Origin of the sequence: Pseudomonas koreensis (assembly GCF_012986595.1) — a bacterium.
GTDB lineage: Bacteria > Pseudomonadota > Gammaproteobacteria > Pseudomonadales > Pseudomonadaceae > Aquipseudomonas > Aquipseudomonas koreensis.
The window spans coordinates 443,669-457,534 of record NZ_JAAQYM010000002.1 but is presented as its reverse complement, the minus strand read 5'-3'; the positions used below and the strand labels follow the sequence as shown (position 1 = coordinate 457,534).

Genomic DNA, 13,866 nt, shown 5'->3' with positions numbered 1-13,866 from the left:
ACACCGCTATCGCGAGCAGGCTCACTCCTACAGGGGGTGTGTTTCAACTCAGCATTTGGGAAGGATCAGGTACTCTCGCGAATCTTCAGTTCGAAACCCATGTCTTCCACCGGCCGCGCCACGCTGTTACCCGCCATCAACGTCAACATCTGTTCCGCCGCGCGCCGGCCGATCGCCTCGCGTGGGGTATTGATGCTGCTCAGGCGCGGCACCATGTGTTCGGACATCGGCAAGTCGTTGAAGCCGAGGATCGCCACCTGCTCGGGAATCCTGATGCCGTTGCGCAGCGCTTCAAGCAGGGCACCCTGCGCCAGGTCGTCGTTACCGAAGAAGATCGCATCAACGTCCGGATGTGCCGCCAGCAGTTGCAGGAACAACTCGCCGCCCAGGCCTACCGATGACGCACGCGGGGTCAACACTTCCAGGCCCGGGTCATAACGACCGGCCTTCTGCAGGGCTTTGCGGAAACCTTCGCCGCGCAACAAGGTGCGCTGATCGAGTTGCGCGCCGATGTAGGCCAGGCGCTTGCGCCCACGAGAGAGCAAATGCTCGGCCGCTGTTTCGCCGGCGCTGAGTTGGGAGAACCCCACGCAGTTCACTCCGGCGGCGCTGTCCAGTTCCATCATGTAAACGCAGGGAATGTTGCTGGCCTCGATCATCCGCCGCGAACTTTCCGTGCGATCAAACCCGGTCAGCAGAAAACCACGGGGCTGATAGGCCATGTAGTTGCGCAGCAGGTTTTCTTCTTCGTCGCGTGAGTAGTGGAAGTTGCCGATCAGCACTTCGAAGCCCTTGGGCGTCAAGACCCGATGGATGGCTTCCAGCGTATCGATGAACAGCAAGTTGGATAGCGAAGGCACCAGGACCACCACCGAATGGCTCTGCGCCGAGGCCAAAGCGCGGGCGGCAGGGTTGACCACGTAGTTGAGTTCGAGCGCGGCTTTGCGGACTTTTTCCACCAGTTCGGTGGCCACGGTGCTGACCCCGCGCAAGGCGCGGGACGCGGTAATCGGGCTCACGCCAGCGAGGCGGGCAACTTCATTAAGGGTGGGACGGCCGGTGGTGCGAGTGTTTTTATCGTTTTTAGGGGTGGTCATCGGGCGGCTTGCCAAACAAAAATCAAGGCACTAAGGTAGCGCTGTCCTGATGCAGCTGCAAATGCGTAAGCGAGGTCCTGCCTGATCCTCGCTTTTTGGCGTTGGGCGCAAACCTGCTGCAACCCAAAAAAACGACAAGAAGGCGTCGGCAACTTCTGCCTGTGCACTAGAGTCATAGCTAGCAAAGGTAGCGCTGTCTGCGCGCTGAGGTGTTATATGAGTCATCCCATCACCGCCCTGGTCATCATGGGCGTTGCCGGTTGCGGCAAGACGTGCGTCAGCGAGGCCCTGTGCCGATTGAGCGGCGCCACTGCCATTGAAGGCGATACTTTTCATCCGGCCGCCAACATCGAAAAGATGAGCGCGGGGATCCCCCTGAACGACGAAGACCGTGCCGGCTGGCTCGACAGCCTGTGCGTCGAATTGCGTCGTGTCGATGCACTGGGCGAACGACCGGTGCTGACCTGCTCGGCCCTCAAACACAGTTATCGCGAAGTGCTGCGCAGTGCCTTGCCGGGCCTGGGCTTCGTGTTCCTTGAGCTGACCCCTGAAGTGGCCGCCGACCGCGTGTCCCACCGCCCGGGCCACTTCATGCCGGCGACGTTGATCGAAAGCCAGTTCGCCACCCTCGAATCGCCGGTCGGCGAGCCGTTGACCCTGGCCCTGAATGCTTCGATCCACAGCGTTGAAGAACTGGCGTCCCAGGCTCACGTCTGGTGGCAGGCCCACGGTCTGAAACAGGCGGTATGAGTGTGTTGAAAGAGCTAGCGCTGTCCTCACGAATTCTGTTTAACCCGCTTTAATAACAACAACAAGCCAGGAGACACCCCCAATGTTTGGCATGTCCCACGACGCCTACCTGCTGCTCGATGCAGTGGTCACGGTAATCGGCCTGATTATCCTGATCACCAAATTCAAGATTCACCCCTTTATCTCCCTGACCATTGCGGCCGCGTTCCTCGGCCTGACGTCCGGCATGCCGATCGGCACCATCATCAAGGCGTTCCAGGACGGCTTCGGTGGCGTGCTCGGTTTCGTCGGAATCATCCTCGCGCTGGGCACCATGCTCGGCAAAATGATGGCCGAGTCCGGTGGTGCCGATCAGATCGCCCAGACCCTGATCCGCGCCTTCGGCAAGGACAAGGTGCAGTGGGCGATGATGTTCGCCGCGTTCCTGGTGGGCATTCCGCTGTTCTTCGAAATCGGCTTCGTGCTGCTGATTCCGCTGGTGTTCATCGTCGCCCGGCGTACCGGCGTGTCGATCATCAAGATCGGTATCCCGCTGCTCGCCGGCCTGTCCGCGGTACACGGTCTGGTGCCGCCGCACCCGGGCCCGTTGCTGGCGATCGGTGTGTTCGGTGCCGACATCGGCAAGACCATTCTCTACGGTCTGATCGTTGCACTGCCGACCGCGATTATTGCCGGTCCGATCTTCGGTACCTTCATCGCCAAGCACATTCCGGGTCACCCGAATCAGGAACTGGTCGATCAACTGGCCCGTGAAACCGACTCGCAGAACCTGCCGAGCTTCAGCATCACCCTGATCACCGTGCTGCTGCCGGTGTTCCTGATGCTGCTGAAAACCTTCGCTGACGTGGCGCTGCCGGACGGTCATTTCTTCCGCACGTGGATGGACATGATCGGTCACCCGATCTCGGCATTGTTGCTGGCCTTGCTGCTGTCGCTGTACACCTTCGGTCACAAGCAGGGCATCGGTTCGCAGCAGATGCTCAAGTGGCTGGACGCAAGCCTGGCGCCGACCGCCGCGATCATCCTGATCATCGGCGCCGGCGGTGGCTTCAAGCAGATGCTGGTGACCAGCGGCGTGGGCGACGTGATCGGCCACATGGCGGTCAGCGCGCAGATCTCGCCGATCCTGCTGGCGTGGCTGGTGGCGGCGGTGATCCGTATCGCCACCGGTTCGGCGACGGTGGCAACCATTACTGGCGCGGGCATCGTGGTGCCGGTGGTCGGGATGATCCCGGGCGTCAACCGTGAGCTGCTGGTGCTGGCCACCGGTGCCGGTTCGTTGATCCTGTCCCATGTGAACGACGCCGGTTTCTGGCTGGTGAAGCAGTATTTCAACATGACCGTGGCCGAGACCTTCAAGACCTGGACGGCGATGGAAACCATCCTGTCGGTGGTTGCGTTGGGCTTTATCCTGTTGTTGTCGCTGTTCGTTTAAGCAGCTTCTTGCAGGCACAAAAAAACCGCAGCGATGCGGTTTTTTTGTGGGTAAGCCTTTTGCGGTAATGCGCTTTTTTGTGGCGAGGGAGCTTGCTCCCGCTCGGCTGCGCAGCAGTCGTATCAGTGAGTCAGACAGACCGTGATTGCAGGATTGGGGCCTGCTGCGCAGTCCAGCGGGAGCAAGCTCCCTCGCCACATAAGTGTCCTTGCGCAGAAATTGCGTTAGCCGGTGGTTTTCGGGGCCAGGCCATCCGCCCGGAACATCCCGCGAATCCCGCGCACGGCCTGACGGATCCGGTCCTGGTTCTCGATCAGCGCAAAGCGCACATGGTCGTCACCGTACTCACCAAAACCAACCCCCGGCGAGACGCAGACCTTGGCCTCGGCCAGCAGCTTCTTGGCGAATTCCAGCGAGCCGAGGTGCGCGTACGCCTCGGGAATCTTCGCCCAGACATACATCGAAGCCTTCGGATTCTCGACCATCCAGCCCAGCTCATGCAGGCCTTTGACCAGCACGTTGCGGCGCTGGCGATACTGCTCGGCGATGTCGCGCACGCATTGCTGATCGCCTTCGAGCGCGGCAATCGCCGCCACTTGCAGCGGGGTGAAGGTGCCGTAGTCGTGGTAGCTCTTGATCCGCGCCAGGGCGTTGACCAGCTCCGGATTGCCGACCATGAAACCGATGCGCCAGCCGGCCATGTTGTAGCTCTTGGACAGGGTGAAAAACTCCACCGCGATGTCCTTGGCGCCCGGCACCTGCATGATCGACGGGGCTTTCCAGCCGTCGTAGACGATGTCGGCGTACGCCAGATCATGAATCACCAGCACGTCGTACTGCTTGGCGAGGGCGATCACTCGTTCGAAGAAATCCAGCTCCACGCACTGCGCGGTGGGGTTGGACGGGAAGCCGAGGATCATCATTTTCGGCTTCGGGATCGAGCCGCGAATAGCACGCTCAAGCTCGGCGAAGAAGTCCACGCCCGGCACCAGCGGCACCGAACGCACCTGGGCGCCGGCAATCACCGCCCCGTAGATGTGAATCGGGTAGCTCGGGTTTGGCACCAGCACCGTGTCGCCCTGGTCCAGGGTCGCCAGCATCAAGTGCGCCAGGCCTTCCTTGGAACCGATGGTGACGATGGCTTCGCTTTCCGGGTCGATATCGACCGCGTAGCGTTCCTTGTACCAGTTGGAAATCGCCCGGCGCAGGCGCGGAATGCCCTTGGACGTGGAGTAACCGTGGGTGTCTTCGCGCTGCGCAACCTGCACGAGTTTTTCGACAATGTGCGGCGGCGTGGCCCCATCGGGGTTGCCCATGCTCAAGTCGATGATGTCTTCACCACGACGCCGTGCGGCCATCTTCAGCTCGGCGGTGATGTTGAAAACGTAAGGGGGGAGTCGATCTATGCGCGCAAAGCGGCGCGGCGAACCTTGTTCGGCCATTGTTGCCTCGGATAACGTAAGCGCCCGGAACCGTCCGAGCGACGCTGGTCACTGCGGTGACCTGTTGGCGAAGATAAGGGCTGTGATGGCAGACTGTCCAGCCTGTGCGTAAACAAATTTTTCCCAAGGAAATCGGTAGATGGAATTCACCAGCGGCTTCTTGCTGAGCCTTTCGCTGTGCCTGGACATCGGCGTGGCCAACATCGCGATGATCACCCTGGCGATGCAGCGCGGTTACTTTCAGGGCTTCGCACTGGGCCTCGGTACCTGCGTCGGTGACCTGATCTACGCGGTGCTGGCGCTGGCCGGGATGACCGTGCTGCTGCAGTACGAAAGCGTGCGCTGGGTGCTGTGGATCGGCGGTTCGGCGCTGTTGATCTATTTCGCGGCAAAGATGATCTATTCGGCGATTCACCACGAGGCGCAACTGGCGGCGACGGCGGAAGTGGGGCAGAACTCGCATCGCAAGGAATTCTTTCGCGGGATCTTCCTCGCCATGTCCTCGCCGAGCGCGATTCTGTGGTTCGCCGCCGTCGGTGGCACCTTGATCGCGCGGTCTGGCGGCGGTGGCCCGGTGAGTTCGGCGCTGTTCCTTGGTGGTTTTCTTTGCGCCGGGCTGCTGTGGTCGGCCGGTCTGTGCTTCGCCGCGAGCCACGGTGGCAAGCTACTGGGGGACAAGCTGCTGCGTTACTCGTACATGGCATCTGCAGCGATCTTCTGCTATTTCGCGGTTTACGTGATCGTATCCGGTTATAACGAGTTCATCGGTTCCGGGGCCGCCGACCAGTTGCACGCGTTGTAACATTGCGAATCGGGTTAGGCTTCTATACTCACCTGCCGAACCCCTTTTTTTGTTCCAGGAGTCGCGTCATGGATGAGCAAAAACGCGTCGAAGTGGCTGAACCTCGCTTCGAACATGGACACTTCCTGCTGATTGCAGGATTTCGTGGTCGATTTACCCAGGACACCGCCAAGGACATTCCCCTGCTGTGGGAACGGTTCTTGCCGCACCTTGGAAAGATACAGGGGCAAAAAAACGAAGTGACCTACGGCGTATGCAGCAATTTCGACGGCCAGGGCGGCTTCGATTACATCGCCGGGGTGGAGATCAGCAAGCTCGATGATCTCGACCAGAAGGTCTATCAGTGGGTCGAAGTGCTGCCTCGCCAGTACGCGGTGTTCGAGCACGAGGGGCCGCTCGATCAATTGCCGCAGACCCTGCAATACATCTACAAGACCTGGCTGCCGAGCTCCCACTATGTCGAGCTCAATGCCCCGGAGCTGGAGCGCTACAGCGCCGATTTCAATCCGCGGCTGCACACCGGCAAACTGGAAATCTGCGTGCCGGTCGATACCAAGGTCTGAGCCGGCAACCATGAGGCGGATCACTGATCCGCCTCACGGTGTTCAACCCCGCTTGCCTTTGCCCAACCGTCGCGCCCGCAACAGGTCGATGCCCAAGGTGATAAAGCCGAACGTACTGATGCCCAACACCATCAACAGGCCGATTTCAACGCTGCTCATAAGCGGTTTCCCCCAAGGGTGATCAGAGACACCCCTCAGAAATAGCCCGCCGCCCGCACGAAGAACAGCGCTTATACGCAGGCTTTACGCCCCTTGCGCTGATCGATATGAACACCTTATTCCTTTATGCTTTGCGCACTTTTCTCCGCTGATTTTCGAGCTGCCATGAACACCGTCATCCGCAATGTCACCGCCGCCGACCTAGATCGCTGCTACACCATCGAAACCGTTGCCTACGAAGGCGACGAAGCCGCCACCCGCGAGAAGATCGCCACGCGCATTGCGACATGGCCTGAGGGCTTCATCGTCGCCGAAGTGGATGGCGTGGTCGCCGGTTTCATCAACTCGGGCGCGGCGTTTGATGTGCAGATGTCGGACGAGGCGTTCAAGGAACTGATCGGCCATGATCCGCAAGGGCCGAACGTGGTGATCATGTCGGTGGTGGTGCACCCGGACTATCAGGGCCAGGGCCTGGCGAAGCGTTTGATGGCCGAGTTCATCGAGCGCATGCGCGGGATGGATAAAGCGACGATTCACCTGATGTGCAAGGAGAAGCACATCCCGCTGTACGCCGGGTTCGGTTTTGCCTACATCAAACCGTCGGAGTCCGACCACGGCGGCATGGCGTGGCACGAGATGATCCTCACGCTCTGAACCTCATTCAATCACCCCTGTAGGAGCTGCCGCAGGCTGCGATCTTTTGATCTTGCTGTTGAGAAGATCAAAATCAAAAGATCGCAGCCTGCGGCAGCTCCTACAAGGGGATTGTGGTGGGTCAGTAGAGGGTATCGCGCACGCGCTTCGGTGCTTCGCGATCGTAGGTCTCGGCATCGAATTGCCCGTCATTCAAGCGCTTGTGAAAGGCACCGGCACTGGGCAGGGCAGAGCGGGGTAAATGCGTTTCCGGGTTCCACGCGTCCGAACGCACAAACGCTTTCGAACAATGGAAAAACGCCGCCTCCACCGCCACCAGCAACACCGTTTTCGCCGGTTTGCCATTCACCGCAAAGCTTTCCAACAGCTCAGGCTCAGCACTGATCTGCGCGGTGCCATTGACCCGCAACGTTTCGCCAATTCCCGGAATGATGAACAACAGCGACACCCGTGGATCGTGCAGCACATTGCGCAGGGTATCGATGCGGTTGTTGCCCGGGCGGTCCGGCAGGGCCAGCGTGTTTTGATCAATGATTCGCACAAACCCCGGCGCATCGCCACGCGGCGAATTGTCGAGGCCGTCGGCGCCCACCGAGCTGACGACCACCAGCGGCGAGACTCGCACCATCGCCTGATAGTCTTCGTTGAGAAAAGTGATCTGCTTGCGTACCGCGCGTTCGTGAGGCAGTCCGTAAATAGCTTCCAGTGCTTCGATTGAATCGATCATCGTGCAATCCCTTGATGACTTAGAAAAACAGGCCCATGCGCCGCTCGTAACCGATCCGCCCCTTGTACGCTTCGCCGCTGTCGACGAAGCCGTATCTGGCGTACAGCGCGATGGCGGCGTCGTTATCCGCGTCCACCGACAGCTCCAGGCCCTTGATTTCCGGCCAGGCTTCACGCGCCACTTCGGGCAGCGCTTGCAGGCAGGCCTTGCCGTAACCCTTGCCCTGCGCCCGGTGATCGACCTGCAACGCGTGCAGGGTGGCGCTGTGTTCATCGGCCCAGGCCGGCAACACCGGCGGGCGCTTGAGCAGCAGGAAGGCCACCGGCACTTGATCGGCCAGCAGCGCGAAACCCTTCACGCCGGGGCCGGGTTTGGACAGCAGCGTGTGCAGCGCGCCGTGTATGTCGCCCGAAAACTTGATCTGCTCGGGATGGATTTCAATCGCCTCGACTTGCTGACGCTGCAAGGCGTTCAGGCTGTCGTACGGCACGAGTTGGGCTGACACGGGAATTTCCTTTTTCCTACAAAGATGAGCCTCGGATTCTAGCGACTTTGTCTTCTGCGGAAATTTTTTGTTTCGTCTGTCGATCCGCAGATTTGCCGAACGACTAAGGGTGTCTTCACAACAACAAGCACGGAGAACACCATGAGCGCACAGACTGATATTCAAACCCTGATCGACACTTATCGTCAGGCCGTCATGACCAAGGACGTCGAGAAAGTCATGGCGCTATACGCCGACGACATCGTCTCGTTCGACGCGATCAAGGCCCTGCAATTCAAGGGCAAAGCGGCCTACCGCGCGCACTGGGTGGAATGCATGCAAATGTGCCCCGGCCCGCACATCTTTGAATTTCACGAAGTCGCCATTGAGAGTGCCGACAACATTGCCTTCGCCCATTGGGTGGCCAATTGCGGCGGTACCAACGAAAAAGGCGAGACGCAGAGCTGCTGGATGCGCGTCACCGCGTGCTACCGGCAGGTTGGTGGCGCGTGGCGGATCGCCCACGAACACTGGTCGGCACCGTTCGATCCGATGAGCGGCGCGACCCTGTTCGATGTGACCCCCTGATCTTCAGCCATAGTTGATCCGTTCGATTCAGGAGAACGCCATGAAGTATTTATGCCTGGTCTACAGCGATGAACGCCTGTTGCACACGCTGCCCGACAGCCCGGAAGACGCCGAATGCTGGGCCTACGCCGAGTCGATTCAGGGCAGCGGGCGGATGGTCGCGGCCGAAGCGCTGGAGTCGGTGCAGACCGCCACCACCGTCCGGATGCGCAACGGCAAGCTGTCGATCACCGACGGCCCGTTCGCCGAAACCAAGGAGCAACTGGCCGGTTTCTACCTGATCGATGCCAAGGATCTCAACGAAGCCATTCAGGTTGCCGGCAACATTCCGGCGGCCCGGGTCGGCTGCGTCGAAGTGCGCCCGGTGCGGCAGTTGAATGTCTGACGTTCGGGCGCGGGTCGAGCAGGTCTATCGCGAAGACTCGCGGCGGATTCTGGCGACGCTGATTCGCCTGCTGGGGGATTTCGATCTCGCCGAAGAAGCCTTGCACGAGGCGTTCTTCGTCGCAGTCGAGCGCTGGCAGCGCGATGGCGTGCCAGATAATCCGCGCGCCTGGCTGGTGTCCACCGGGCGTTTCAAGGCCATCGATGTGTTGCACCGCCGCGCCCGCTTCAAAGCCTCGCAGCCGCTGTTGCTGGCGCAGCTCGAAGAACTGGAACAGACCGACTGGAGTGGTGAAGATGTGGAAGACGACCGCCTGCGGCTGATCTTCACCTGTTGTCACCCGGCGCTGGCGGCGGATGCGCAAGTGCCGCTGACCCTGCGTGAAGTCTGCGACCTCACCACCGAGGAGATCGCCCGCGCGTTTCTCTCGGCACCGGCGGCGATTGCCCAGCGCATCGTGCGCGCCAAGGCCAAGATTCGTGACGCCAAAATCCCTTATCAAGTCCCCAGCCTGAGCGAATTGCCCGAGCGCCTCGACAGCGTGTTGCGGGTGATTTATCTGGTGTTCAACGAAGGCTATTCGGCGTCGATGGGCGCTGAGCTGACGCGCGAAGACCTGACCCGCGAAGCGATTCGGCTGGGTCGGTTGCTGATGGAGCTGCTGCCGGAGCCGGAGGTCATGGGCCTGCTGGCGTTGATGCTGTTGCACGAGTCGCGGCGGTCGGCGCGGAGCTCGCCGAGCGGGGAATTGATTCTGCTGGACGACCAGGATCGGTCGCGCTGGGATGCCGCATTGATCGCCGAAGGGGGGGCGCTGGTAGAGCGAGCGCTGACCACGCGGCGATTCGGGCCGTACTGCCTGCAAGCGGCGATTGCCGCGGTGCATGCCGAAGCACCGTCAGCGGCGCAAACGGATTGGCAGCAGATCGTCGGGCTTTATGACGTGCTGTTGCGCGCCGTGCCCTCGCCGGTGATCGAGCTGAACCGCGCAGTGGCGGTGGCCAAGCGCGATGGGGCGCTGGCCGGGTTGACGCTGATCGAGGAGATACTGGACCGCGGCGAGTTGCAGGATTACCACTTGGCGCATTCGGCGCGGGCGGAGTTTTGTCGGCAGTTGGGAAGGGCGGAGGAGGCGCGGGCGGCGTACCTTCGAGCACTGGAGTTGACCCGGCAAGAGCCGGAGCGGCGCTTTATCCAGGGGCGGCTGAGTGAACTGGATTGATCCGCGATCTTTATTGGCAGCGCCAGCCTCAAATCATCAGGCTTGCTGCTGGTGATCGAAGCGGCTTGAAGATCAAAAGATCGCAGCCTTCGGCAGCTCCTACAGAAGAATGCATTCCTATGCAGGCGCTGCCGAAGCCTGCGATCTTTTGATCTATTCCAGCATCTTGCTCAATAGCCAGCTCCCCGCCGGCCCCGGCGGATAAATCCGCGACCACAACGCATCGACATACACCGGCCGCGGCCAGCCGCGCACCGTCAGTTCCACCAGCGAGCCATTCCCGAAGCGCCCGACCAGCCAGCGCGGCAGCGCCGCCCAGCCGAAACCCATTTCCGCCATTTCCATCAGCATCAGGTAGCTCGGCGCCGACCACACGCGGCCTTTCGCCCGGCTGTCATAGGGATTGACGATGGTCGCCAGACGCAACTCGCGATGCTGCTCCAGTACTGGCGAGTCGACACGTTCGACACCGGCCAGCACGTGATCACGTTTGACGAACAACGCGATGTCGGTGTGCTCGGCAACCGTCGAGGTCACCAGATCCGGCGGGTAGCTGTCCTGCATTTCGGCAAATGCCAGATGTGCACGACCACGCTGAACCAGTTCGATCAGGTCGTCGCACTCGGCGATCAGGCATTCCAGCTCCAGGTCGGGATAACGCTGCTCGAAGTCGACCAGTGCCGCTTCGAAGCGCGCCGACTGGTAAGTGTCGGAAATCGCCACGGTTAGCTTCGGTTCGACGCCTTGGGTCAGTTGCCGGGCGGTCATTTCCAGACGGTTGGTGGCCGCCAGGATCGCCTCGGCCCGTTGCAGCATCACATGGCCGGCCGGGGTCAGCGTGGGCTTGCGGCTGCTGCGGTCGAACAGGATCAGGTCCAGGTCGATTTCCAGACTCGCCACCGCGGCGCTGATGGTTGACTGACTACGCCCTAACTTGCGCGCTGCCGCCGAGAACGAACCTTGCGTGGCCGCTTGGACAAACGCCAGCAGCACTTCCTGCGAAGCCATGAACTATCGCCTTGATCGATGGTTATTGGTTATGAAGTATCGGTATCCGGGTGGATCATGGCAACTCTCTTCACTCAAGGAGTCAGGCCATGACGGCTAACAAATCCATTGTTGAACGCATTTGCCAGGCCATCGGTTTCGAACTGCTGGCGATTCTGATCTGCACCCCGTTGCTGGCGTGGATCATGGACAAACCGCTGTTGGACATGGGCGCCGTGACCGTGCTGATCGCTGTGTTGGCGCTGGCGTGGAACGTGCTGTTCAACGGCTTTTTCGATCGCACGCTCAAGCGCCTGAACGTCGCGCACAACGCCTGGACGCGGGTGGTCCACGCGCTGCTGTTTGAAGGCGGGTTGATCGTGATGGGCGTGCCGCTGATTGCCTGGTGGCTGTCGGTCAGCCTGTGGCAGGCGTTCTTGCTGGACATCGGCGTGCTGCTGTTCTTCCTGCCGTACACCTATGTGTATCACTGGGGGTATGACGTGGTGCGGGAGCGCCTCGTGACCCGCCGGGTCTGCGCGGGATAAGTGCAAACTGTGGCGAATGTAAAACCTGTGGCGAGGGGATTTATCCCCGATGGGGCGCGTAGCGGCCCTTCTTTTGATCCAGAAAAGAGGGGCCTGCTGCGCAGTCCATCGGGGATAAATCCCCTCGCCACAGAGGCTCTCACCAAGAAAGTTTTTAGTGAGTCGGGGATTTAAAGAAACATCCCACCCGACGCCTCGATCCGCTGGCCGTTGATCCACTGCGCCCCCGGCGCCAGCAACATCGACAGTGCACCGCCAATGTCATCCGGCTGACCGGCCCGGCCCAGTGCGGTGTTGCTGGCGACCATCGCGTTCAGTGCCGCGTTGTCGCGCACCGCACCGCCGCCAAAATCGGTCTCGATGGCGCCCGGCGCGAGGATGTTCACGCCGATCTGCCGCGCGCCCAGCTCCTTGGCCTGATACCGGGTCAGCACTTCCATTGCACCTTTCATCGCGGCATAGGCGGCATAACCCGGCAGGCTGAAGCGGGTCAGGCCGCTGGAAATGTTGATGATGCGCCCGCCATCGTTGATCAGCGGCAGCAGTTGCTGGGTCAGGAAGAACGGCCCTTTGAGCTGGATGTTCATCAGCAGGTCGAACTGCTCTGGCGTGGTCTCGGCAAACAGTGCGTGCAGACCGATCCCGGCGTTGTTGATCAGGAAGTCGAAGCGCGGACGCTCAAGTTGCTGCAGTGCCTGTTCAACCCGCGTGGCGAAATCGGCGAAGCTGTCGCTACGGCCCACGTCCAGTTGCAGCATCAGCGCTTTGGCACCGCGTTGTTCCAGTTCAGCCACCAGTGCCTGCGCTTCATCGGCGCGGCTGTTGTAGGTGCCGATGATGTCCACGCCCTCGGCGGCGAGGTGCAGGGCGGCGTTCTTGCCCAGGCCACGGCTGGCGCCGGTGATCAATGCGATTTTGTGGCTCATGTGAAGTCCTCGATTGCGGTGAGTGGGTGATGCGCCAAGTTTATTTATCCGCCATGGGGTGATAAACAGAGTGAAACCGGAATCACTGGTCGGCCGGTTCGAACAATCGAGGGTGAGGTCATGAACAAACTGGAACTGCTGCGCACTTTCGTCCGGGTCAGCGAACTGTCGAGTTTCACCCTCGCCGGCGAGAGCCTGGGACTGCCGCGCTCGACGGTGTCCGAGCATGTGCAGGCGCTGGAAACCCTGCTCGGCACGCGTCTGCTGCAACGCACCACGCGCAAGGTGCAGGCGACCCAGGACGGCCTGGTGCTGTACGAGCGCAGCAAGGACCTGCTGTCGCACATGGACGAGATCGAGGGCTTGTTCCGCCAGGATCCGGCGTCGCTGACCGGGCGGATTCGCGTCGACATGCCGAACATTCTCTCGCGGCGCCTGATCATGCCGCTGCTGCCGGAGTTCATGGCGCGCCATCCGAATCTTGAGCTGGAGATCAGCAGCACCGACCGCCGCGTCGATCTGCTCAGCGAGGGCTTCGATTGCGTGGTGCGCGTTGGCGCGCAGCCGGACCAGTCGGTGGTGGCGCGGCACCTCGGTGACTTCCCGATGATCAACTGCGCCAGCCCCGCGTACCTTGAACGCTATGGCGTGCCGCAGACCCTGGAGGATCTGGCGCAGCACCGGCTTGTGCATTACGTCGGCGTGCTGGGCTCGCGCTCGGAAGGGTTTGTGTATGAACAGGACGGACAGGTGCGGCGCCTGCCGATGGCCGGCAGCGTCACGGTCAACAGCACCGATGCTTACGAGTCGGCGTGCCTGGGGGGCTTCGGTCTGATTCAGGTGCCGCGCACCGGCATGCAGCCGCACCTGGCTAATGGTGAGCTGGTGACAGTGCTGCCGCAATTCACCGCGCCAGCGATGGGGATTTCGATTCTGTATGCCCGGCAACGGCACTTGCCGCTGCGGGTACGGGTGTTCATGGAGTGGTTGGGGGAGGTGATTCGCTCGACGCTCTAGCCAACACCACTTCCCCCTGTAGGAGCTGCGGCACGCAGCGATCTTTTGATTTTGCTTTTAAAAAACAAGATCAAAAGATC

Annotated in this window: 16 protein-coding genes; 10 read left to right on the top strand and 6 right to left on the bottom strand. The window is 61.0% G+C overall.

Annotated elements, in window-relative coordinates; genetic code table 11:
* Positions 1–65 precede the first annotated feature (65 nt).
* Entirely contained in the window at positions 66–1,097 is a 1,032-nt protein-coding gene (gene gntR / locus HBN98_RS07260) for an HTH-type transcriptional regulator GntR (RefSeq protein WP_083368124.1), read from the bottom strand.
* Positions 1,098–1,313: 216 nt separating this feature from the next.
* On the opposite strand from gntR, the gene HBN98_RS07255 reads away from it, so the two are divergent.
* Positions 1,314–1,847, top strand: a complete 534-nt coding sequence (locus tag HBN98_RS07255) for a gluconokinase (RefSeq protein WP_083368125.1) — start codon at positions 1,314–1,316, stop codon at positions 1,845–1,847.
* A gap of 82 nt (positions 1,848–1,929) precedes the next feature.
* Positions 1,930–3,282, top strand: a complete 1,353-nt coding sequence (locus tag HBN98_RS07250; RefSeq protein WP_064588852.1) for a GntP family permease — start codon at positions 1,930–1,932, stop codon at positions 3,280–3,282.
* A gap of 224 nt (positions 3,283–3,506) precedes the next feature.
* Here the strand turns inward: HBN98_RS07250 and alaC are convergent, their stop codons facing one another.
* Positions 3,507–4,724 (bottom strand): alanine transaminase, encoded by a 1,218-nt coding sequence (alaC, locus tag HBN98_RS07245; RefSeq protein WP_064588850.1) that lies wholly within the window; start codon positions 4,722–4,724, stop codon positions 3,507–3,509.
* Positions 4,725–4,863: 139 nt separating this feature from the next.
* Here alaC and HBN98_RS07240 point away from each other — a divergent pair, with 139 nt between their 5' ends.
* The 3 genes from HBN98_RS07240 to HBN98_RS07230 all read left to right on the top strand — a co-directional run bounded on the left by HBN98_RS07240 (position 4,864) and on the right by HBN98_RS07230 (position 6,902).
* Positions 4,864–5,526 carry a LysE family translocator gene (locus HBN98_RS07240; RefSeq protein WP_083368126.1) on the top strand — a complete coding sequence of 221 codons (663 nt, stop codon included), beginning with the start codon at positions 4,864–4,866 and terminating at the stop codon, positions 5,524–5,526.
* A 68-nt stretch (positions 5,527–5,594) separates the two neighbouring features.
* Positions 5,595–6,089: a GyrI-like domain-containing protein gene (locus HBN98_RS07235; protein ID WP_064588846.1), complete on the top strand. Its 495-nt coding sequence runs from the start codon at positions 5,595–5,597 to the stop codon at positions 6,087–6,089.
* A gap of 324 nt (positions 6,090–6,413) precedes the next feature.
* Positions 6,414–6,902: a GNAT family N-acetyltransferase gene (locus HBN98_RS07230; RefSeq protein WP_064588844.1), complete on the top strand. Its 489-nt coding sequence runs from the start codon at positions 6,414–6,416 to the stop codon at positions 6,900–6,902.
* A 121-nt stretch (positions 6,903–7,023) separates the two neighbouring features.
* On the opposite strand, the gene HBN98_RS07225 is transcribed toward HBN98_RS07230, so the two are convergent.
* Positions 7,024–7,629 carry a pyridoxamine 5'-phosphate oxidase family protein gene (locus tag HBN98_RS07225; protein WP_083368127.1) on the bottom strand — a complete coding sequence of 202 codons (606 nt, stop codon included), beginning with the start codon at positions 7,627–7,629 and terminating at the stop codon, positions 7,024–7,026.
* Positions 7,630–7,648: 19 nt separating this feature from the next.
* Entirely contained in the window at positions 7,649–8,134 is a 486-nt protein-coding gene (locus HBN98_RS07220) for a GNAT family N-acetyltransferase (protein WP_064588840.1), read from the bottom strand.
* A 141-nt stretch (positions 8,135–8,275) separates the two neighbouring features.
* Here HBN98_RS07220 and HBN98_RS07215 point away from each other — a divergent pair, with 141 nt between their 5' ends.
* The 3 genes from HBN98_RS07215 to HBN98_RS07205 are packed head-to-tail and all read left to right on the top strand — an operon-like array spanning position 8,276 to position 10,308.
* On the top strand, positions 8,276–8,701 hold the full coding sequence (locus HBN98_RS07215; protein ID WP_083368128.1) for a YybH family protein: 426 nt from the start codon (positions 8,276–8,278) through the stop codon (positions 8,699–8,701).
* A 40-nt stretch (positions 8,702–8,741) separates the two neighbouring features.
* Complete coding sequence (locus tag HBN98_RS07210; RefSeq protein ID WP_064588836.1) at positions 8,742–9,086, top strand: YciI family protein; 345 nt, start codon at positions 8,742–8,744, stop codon at positions 9,084–9,086.
* Positions 9,079–10,308, top strand: coding sequence for an RNA polymerase sigma factor (locus HBN98_RS07205; RefSeq protein ID WP_083368129.1), 1,230 nt, complete (start codon positions 9,079–9,081; stop codon positions 10,306–10,308). Before HBN98_RS07210 ends, HBN98_RS07205 begins: the two co-directional genes overlap by 8 nt.
* A gap of 153 nt (positions 10,309–10,461) precedes the next feature.
* Here HBN98_RS07205 and HBN98_RS07200 read toward each other — a convergent pair whose 3' ends face one another.
* Positions 10,462–11,316: a LysR family transcriptional regulator gene (locus tag HBN98_RS07200; protein ID WP_064588833.1), complete on the bottom strand. Its 855-nt coding sequence runs from the start codon at positions 11,314–11,316 to the stop codon at positions 10,462–10,464.
* 89 nt (positions 11,317–11,405) lie between these two features.
* Here HBN98_RS07200 and HBN98_RS07195 point away from each other — a divergent pair, with 89 nt between their 5' ends.
* The gene (locus HBN98_RS07195; protein ID WP_083368130.1) at positions 11,406–11,843 is read left to right on the top strand and encodes a multidrug/biocide efflux PACE transporter; all 438 of its coding nucleotides are present in this window, start codon (positions 11,406–11,408) and stop codon (positions 11,841–11,843) included.
* 170 nt (positions 11,844–12,013) lie between these two features.
* On the opposite strand, the gene HBN98_RS07190 is transcribed toward HBN98_RS07195, so the two are convergent.
* Positions 12,014–12,769 (bottom strand): SDR family NAD(P)-dependent oxidoreductase, encoded by a 756-nt coding sequence (locus HBN98_RS07190; RefSeq protein ID WP_083368131.1) that lies wholly within the window; start codon positions 12,767–12,769, stop codon positions 12,014–12,016.
* Between the two features lie 120 nt (positions 12,770–12,889).
* On the opposite strand from HBN98_RS07190, the gene HBN98_RS07185 reads away from it, so the two are divergent.
* Positions 12,890–13,786, top strand: coding sequence for a LysR family transcriptional regulator (locus tag HBN98_RS07185; protein ID WP_083368132.1), 897 nt, complete (start codon positions 12,890–12,892; stop codon positions 13,784–13,786).
* The last annotated feature ends 80 nt before the right edge of the window (positions 13,787–13,866 follow it).

What these genes read in the sequence shown, in the direction of transcription:
- gntR (WP_083368124.1), bottom strand. Translation starts at nt 1,097, where the DNA reads ATGACCACCCCTAAAAACGATAAAAACACTCGCACCACCGGCCGTCCC.
- HBN98_RS07255 (WP_083368125.1), top strand. Translation starts at nt 1,314, where the DNA reads ATGAGTCATCCCATCACCGCCCTGGTCATCATGGGCGTTGCCGGTTGC.
- HBN98_RS07250 (WP_064588852.1), top strand. Translation starts at nt 1,930, where the DNA reads ATGTTTGGCATGTCCCACGACGCCTACCTGCTGCTCGATGCAGTGGTC.
- alaC (WP_064588850.1), bottom strand. Translation starts at nt 4,724, where the DNA reads ATGGCCGAACAAGGTTCGCCGCGCCGCTTTGCGCGCATAGATCGACTC.
- HBN98_RS07240 (WP_083368126.1), top strand. Translation starts at nt 4,864, where the DNA reads ATGGAATTCACCAGCGGCTTCTTGCTGAGCCTTTCGCTGTGCCTGGAC.
- HBN98_RS07235 (WP_064588846.1), top strand. Translation starts at nt 5,595, where the DNA reads ATGGATGAGCAAAAACGCGTCGAAGTGGCTGAACCTCGCTTCGAACAT.
- HBN98_RS07230 (WP_064588844.1), top strand. Translation starts at nt 6,414, where the DNA reads ATGAACACCGTCATCCGCAATGTCACCGCCGCCGACCTAGATCGCTGC.
- HBN98_RS07225 (WP_083368127.1), bottom strand. Translation starts at nt 7,629, where the DNA reads ATGATCGATTCAATCGAAGCACTGGAAGCTATTTACGGACTGCCTCAC.
- HBN98_RS07215 (WP_083368128.1), top strand. Translation starts at nt 8,276, where the DNA reads ATGAGCGCACAGACTGATATTCAAACCCTGATCGACACTTATCGTCAG.
- HBN98_RS07210 (WP_064588836.1), top strand. Translation starts at nt 8,742, where the DNA reads ATGAAGTATTTATGCCTGGTCTACAGCGATGAACGCCTGTTGCACACG.
- HBN98_RS07205 (WP_083368129.1), top strand. Translation starts at nt 9,079, where the DNA reads ATGTCTGACGTTCGGGCGCGGGTCGAGCAGGTCTATCGCGAAGACTCG.
- HBN98_RS07200 (WP_064588833.1), bottom strand. Translation starts at nt 11,316, where the DNA reads ATGGCTTCGCAGGAAGTGCTGCTGGCGTTTGTCCAAGCGGCCACGCAA.
- HBN98_RS07195 (WP_083368130.1), top strand. Translation starts at nt 11,406, where the DNA reads ATGACGGCTAACAAATCCATTGTTGAACGCATTTGCCAGGCCATCGGT.
- HBN98_RS07190 (WP_083368131.1), bottom strand. Translation starts at nt 12,769, where the DNA reads ATGAGCCACAAAATCGCATTGATCACCGGCGCCAGCCGTGGCCTGGGC.
- HBN98_RS07185 (WP_083368132.1), top strand. Translation starts at nt 12,890, where the DNA reads ATGAACAAACTGGAACTGCTGCGCACTTTCGTCCGGGTCAGCGAACTG.